Genomic DNA, 2514 nt, shown 5'->3' with positions numbered 1-2514 from the left:
CCGTGAAGCATGTTGACGATGTTGCGGAAGGCCTGGTTGACCTGGCCCATGGTGTCGTACGAGGTCGCCTGCGCCTGACCGCTCCAGCCCGAGCCGGCGATGTTCATCGAGGACGCCCACATCTTGCGGGCCTCGTCCTCAACCGTCTGGGCGTGGACCTCGAAGCGGCCCGCCATCGCACGCATTTCGTGCGGGTCAGTCATAAAACGTGTTGCCATGTTTCTTTCTCCTTGTCTTTCAAGCCTTCAAACTCGAAGTCTTAACAGTTGCAATTGATGCGGTGGTGGCCGCGTTATGGACAGATTACGGCCTACCGGTTAACTGATCGCCTCAAACGGGTGACATGTACCCCCTTATTTCCCGTACCGGTATTCCGACATCAGACGACAACCTGCTTGGGCATGACGATCGGCTTGAACCCGTATCGCGGCCCGGCGCCGTAGGCACCAGCGCCCTTGGCCGCGCCCGCCATGCCGGGCATGCCGGGCATCGCGGCGACCGGCTCCGCCTCGGCCGCGGCCGTCCAGCCCGAGCCCTCGAGCGGGGCGGTGGAGGAGGCCAACGACGTCGCCGGGGCGGCGGCGTTCCAGCCGGCCGGCACCGACAGGCCGCCGACCGCGGAGGCCTCGCCGAGGGCGGCCGACGCTCCCGCGCCCGACACCGAGCCCACCATCGTGCCCGGCACCAGGCCGCCGGCGAGCGGCGTGACCGAATCGGTGAGGGCGAATGGGATCGACGGCACGGAGCCGAGGGTGTGCCCCAGGGACACGGCCGTCGGGATGGTGTTGCAGACCCACCATGCCGCGGTGTTCACGGCGCCGTTGATGCCGTTGAACACCGATGGGGTGCCGATGAATTGGTCAATCGAGTCCAGAAGACCCGTGCTCTGCACTGGGATGGAGGTGGCGGCCAATGGCGCCGCGTTGGCGACGGGAGCCAGCGCTTGGACCGTCCCGCCCGTCGAGTCGGCGGCGAGCGCGGTGCTGTCCGCGGCCGCGGCGGCCCCCGGGTTGGTGGTCGACGTCAGCGGCGTCACCGGAGTCAAGACACCCGCCGCCGCAGAGGCGGCCTGGTAGGCGGCCATCATGGCGGCGTCCTGAGCCCACATCGCGGCGTACTGCGCTTCGGTGGCCGCGATCGCGGCCGAATTGACCCCAAGGAAGTTGGTCGCGACGAGCGTGGCCAGCAGCGTCCGGTTGGCGGCGATCACCGGCGGCGGCACCGTCGCCGCGAACGCCGCCTCGTACGCGGCCGCCGAAGCCGTGGCCTGCGCGCTGGCCTGCTCAAGCGTCGTTGCCGTCTCGGTCAGGTAGGTAATGATCGGCTGGGCCGCGGCCGCGGCCGCCGCCGATCCGCCGCCGGTCCAGTTTTCGGTGGTCAGCAACGAGATGATCGACTCCCACTGGGTCGCGGTGGCGCTGACCTCGGCGGCCAGGTTGGCGTATGAGGCCGCGGCGGCCATCAGCGGCCCGGCGCCCGCGCCCGCGTACATGAGCGAGGAGGTGATCTCCGGCGGAACTGCTGCAAAGTCAAGAACCATTTGTGTTTCCCGTTCCTTTGTCTTTAGAAATTTGAGGTTTTCGAGGGCAGTGACGAGGGACTAGACGGTCGCCGGTTTCGGCATGACGATCGGTTTGACGCCGTAGCGCGGAGCGCCGAAGCCGGCGCTGTTGCGCGCCGCGGCGCCCATGCCCGGCATGCCCGGGATGATCGTGCCGGCGCCGGCCTGCGGGGCGGCGGCGGTCCAGCCCACGGTCTGCAGCGGTGCTGCGCCGGTGCCAATCACCGGGGTGGCCGGAGCGGCCCAGCTCGGCGGCACCGACAGTTTGCTGACCATCGTGGCCGAGCCCATCGAGGCCATCGGCGCCGCGCCGATGCCGGCCATGCCGCCACCGGCCATCGGCGCCGTCGTGTCGGCGAGGCCCGCGGCACCGGCCGCCGAACCGGCGGCGTCGGCGGCGGAGGTGTCGAGCAGGCCGCCACCGGCCAGACCCAGCAGGTCGGAACCGGCGGAGGCCCAGTTGCCGAAGCCGATGTTGCCGATGTTGGCGCCGTTGCTCGAGAGGCCGAAGATCCCGCCGAGCATGGCCGGGTTGGTGCCGTTGGTGCCGGTGTTACCCAAGAGGTATGACAGCCAGTCGAGCGGAGTGCTTGACGGCGTAGATGCAGCGGCGGAAATGGGCGACGCGGCGCTCGACAGCGCGGCCTGGCTCGCGTTGATGGCCTCGGTGTCGCCGTAGCTGCCGGAGCTGATGCCCAGGGTCTGCGCGTAGTTATCCAGCAACGCCTGCGCCTCGGTGGCGATCGCCTGGTACTGGGTGCCGTACGCCGAGAAGATCGCCGCCTGCTGGGCCGACACCGGGTCGGCGGCGGCGGGAGCGATGACCGTGGTCGCCGCCGCGGCCCCGGCGTTCTGCGCCGCCAGGTTGGTGTTGATCCCCGACAGCAGCTGCTCTGCAGCGAGCATCTCTTCGGTTTGTGTTGTCAGAAATGCCATCGATTGCTCCTAATGTT

3 protein-coding genes are annotated in these 2514 nt (G+C 69.1%); all 3 read right to left on the bottom strand.

Annotated features, from left to right (window positions below):
- The coding region (locus A5701_RS23505; RefSeq protein WP_067280784.1) for a WXG100 family type VII secretion target at positions 1–218 on the bottom strand (218 nt) is incomplete at its 3' end.
- A gap of 161 nt (positions 219–379) precedes the next feature.
- Positions 380–1540: a PPE family protein gene (locus A5701_RS23500; RefSeq protein WP_067759976.1), complete on the bottom strand. Its 1161-nt coding sequence runs from the start codon at positions 1538–1540 to the stop codon at positions 380–382.
- 60 nt (positions 1541–1600) lie between these two features.
- Positions 1601–2497: a PE domain-containing protein gene (locus A5701_RS23495; protein WP_067759974.1), complete on the bottom strand. Its 897-nt coding sequence runs from the start codon at positions 2495–2497 to the stop codon at positions 1601–1603.
- Between the last annotated feature and the right edge of the window lie 17 nt (positions 2498–2514).

This window comes from Mycobacterium sp. E3305, assembly GCF_001666785.1.
Classification (GTDB): domain Bacteria; phylum Actinomycetota; class Actinomycetes; order Mycobacteriales; family Mycobacteriaceae; genus Mycobacterium.
This window is presented reverse-complemented; position numbering and strand designations above follow the sequence as displayed.